Source organism: Robinsoniella sp. (assembly GCF_034124845.1).
The window spans coordinates 1-2,636 of sequence record NZ_JAWYAJ010000042.1; the positions used below are offsets into that span (position 1 = coordinate 1).

The 2,636-nt window shown below is 44.7% G+C and carries 1 protein-coding gene; it reads left to right on the plus strand.

All coding sequences use genetic code 11. The features are described from left to right. On the plus strand, window positions 1-2,636 hold a 2,636-nt coding region (locus ACH2DQ_RS01990), incomplete at both ends, for a family 43 glycosylhydrolase (protein ID WP_395025304.1).

A 2,636-nucleotide genomic window follows, 5' to 3' on the forward strand; every position in this document is an offset into this window, starting at 1 on the left:
TACAATGGATGGGATCGCGGCACATGGTCTGTGAATGACCACATTTATACCGTAACAGAAGGCAGGGGAGACAAGGCTTTAGCGAAGGATCAGAACTTTACCGATTTTGTTTATGAGGCAGATGTAACCGTAAATAACCAGCAGACAAATCTGGATGACAAGAGCAGTGCCCAGGCAGGTGTGCTGTTTCGTGTAACCAACCCAATGGATAACCATGGGGATGGATACAATGGCTACTATTTCTGTATCGATGCCCATAACGGCAGGGTAATGCTCGGCAAAGTTTCCGGAACTACCTGGACAGAAATAGCGGCAAAGGAGACTACTATTGATTATGGAGAAACTTATCACATAACCGTTGCAGTATCCGGAAATCATATCGTTTGCTATATAGATTATGACGGAGAACACTATGCAAAACTGGATGTTACAGACAGCGACCATGGGGCGGGAACTATCGGATTGCGTAACTGGCTTTCCAGTGCATCTTTTGAAAACGTGAAAGTTTCGGAATATACAGAACCGGAATTGGCAGGGGAGACATACCAGAATCCACTGCTGGAGAACTGTGCAGATCCTGATGTTTTATATTATAACGGAACGTATTATCTCTATCCTACCAACGCAGGGGCGGATGAAAACGGAATTAAAGTTTATACTTCTACAGATTTAGTGAACTGGACCGATAAGGGCTGGGCACTGGAGAAGGATAATGTCTGGGGAAATACCCATTTCTGGGCACCGGATGTCATTGAACGGGACGGCACTTTCTATATGTACTATACCGCAGAGGAACACCTAGGGGTAGCCACCAGCAAATCACCTCTGGGACCATTTACCCAGGAGAACCAGGTTCCCATGCATAACGATATAAAAGAAATCGATGCCCATGCATATATGGATGATGACGGGCAGTATTACTTGTATTTTGTACGATTTGACAATGGAAATCTCATCTATGGTGCTAAATTAAATGATGATATGAAGTCAATTGATGAATCCACGTTAAAATGTATCCTGGTACCGGAAGACGGCTGGGAAACATCCATGGGCAGAATTAACGAAGGCCCGTTTATGCTGAAGAAGGACGGCGTCTATTACCTGACTTATTCCGGAGCCCATTTCCAGAGTCCGGGTTACGGATCGGGATATGCCACCAGCAGTGACCCGCTGGGAGATTATACAAAGTATGAAAATAATCCCATTATGCAGTCCAACAGCCTTGCACACGGAACAGGACACCATGGAATAGTTGAGTCACCGGATGGCAAAGAGTTATTCATGGTATACCACTGCCATAACAGTCTGGAAGCGGCGGATCCCAGAAAATTCTGCATTGACAGAATACAGTTTACCCAGGATCAGGCAGGGGAAACAATTTTAGAAGTAAAAGGTCCTACCGTCACCAGACAGGATGTTCCTTCCGGTGCCGTGAATGTAAACAATCTGATCTCCTATACAAAACCGGACAATCTGAATCTTACAGCGAAAGAGGGCAGTGCACCACAGACCTGGCAGCTGCCGGACAGCGTAAATGGCTTAGTAACCTCAAAGAGTGAGCCTGGCGTCACCTATACAGCACAGATTCAGTGGGAAGAACCTTCCTATGAAACAGAAAACAATGAAAGCCGTGCAGTGATACAGGGACATATCCTGCTGCCGGAGGGTATTGCAAACCTTGGAAATATCAATCTGGATGTGGAAGCAGTCGTGAAGTTCACTTCCCAGCCAGTAGAAGAAAAAGAAATCGTAAAAATGGAAGCAGAAAATGCTGTAATTACCGCACCCGCAAAAATAACGGACAGATCAGATGCTTCCGGCAAGAAAAAAGTCGGCATGATCGACAACGGCGATGCCACTGTGACCTTTGAGGTAAATGCAAAGACAGCCGGAACCTACCGGATTGATGTAGCAGCAGGCAGCGGTACCGATCAGCCAAATGCATCCCACAAGTATTATGTTAATGGGGATCTCAATCATGCAGAAATTGTTCAGTATCAGTCATACGGTTGGGATAACTGGAGGCTCTATCCAATCCAGGTAGAATTGAAAGCCGGAAAGAATACGGTTACATTCACCCATTCCGGGGAAGCAAAAAGCTTTAGCGAACTGGATTATATCCTTTTCTATACAAAAAATCATTCCATTGAGCAAATCCAGCTGGATGGTGCAGATTTAGCGGATTATCAAAAGAACAAGCTGGATTATGATGTTGACGTGGAAAGTCTGGACAATCTTCCGGAAGTAACAGCCATTTTAGGTGAGAATGTGAGCGAATCATTTGATCTGACGATTACCCAGCCTACCAGACAAAATCCGGTAAGCGAGATTACCCTTACGGGAAAGACAGACAAAACTTATCCGCTTACCTATACTTTGCATTTTTATGACCAGAATGCATTTACCAATCCAATCGTAAACTATGGTGCAGATCCGTATGTTACCTATCAGGATGGTTATTATTATTATGTAAGGGTAAATCAGGACAGAGCAATCTATGTCTCCAGAGCACCCGAATTAAACCGCATTGCAGCTACTCAGCCAGTGGCAGTTTACAGCCCATCCGGTACAGAACCATCAGTTGAATTGTGGGCACCGGAAATCCATTTTATCAATGGAAAATGGTATATTTACTT